The sequence below is a fragment of the Escherichia sp. MOD1-EC7003 genome, from assembly GCF_002965065.1.
Lineage (GTDB): Bacteria > Pseudomonadota > Gammaproteobacteria > Enterobacterales > Enterobacteriaceae > Escherichia.
On sequence record NZ_PTRE01000210.1, the window covers coordinates 1 to 559 of the forward strand.

Sequence of the window (559 nt, forward strand, 5' to 3'; positions counted from 1 at the left end):
AATGATGAGCTGGCAGCCTGAGTTCACAGGTAAAATACTCTCCAGGAAAACCGGGGCGGTTCATCCAGTCGGGGCCCGAACGCATTGGATATTTTAAAAAAACCAAGCATGATTTTGCCAGCGGCGACCTTTGCGAACCATGGCGTAAAAACCCGCCTTCATAGAAAGCGGCATTGAGTTCACTCCGCAGGAGCGCACTACCCCATAAGAAGGCCAAAACGCTGATGACCACGCCCTCAGGACGTAGTCGTAGTTTTTAGTTATCAATAAACAGCAAGAAGCTCTGTGTCTGGGATGATTTTTTATTGTTATGCTTACTCATGTTACGGAGGCTTACTGCTTCACCTTTGCATGCTCATGAGCCTCAGGTACCTAAATAGCTGCGCGGAATAGTAGATCACTTTGAGGGAACTCAGCCCGAATTGTGCGATCTGATCAATCGCCAAAAATCACAAATCACCAACCGGACTGAGCGATGCCGATCATAGCACCAATCTCCCGTGACGAACGACGCCTGATGCAGAAAGCAATCCATAAAACGCACGATAAAAATTATGCC

Annotated in this window: 1 protein-coding gene; it reads left to right on the forward strand. The window is 47.8% G+C overall.

The genetic code is table 11. The annotated features are described in order from the left end of the window. Positions 1–475: 475 nt before the first annotated feature. A partial coding sequence (locus A7090_RS26840; protein WP_241957257.1) for a hypothetical protein occupies positions 476–559 on the forward strand: 84 nt, incomplete at its 3' end.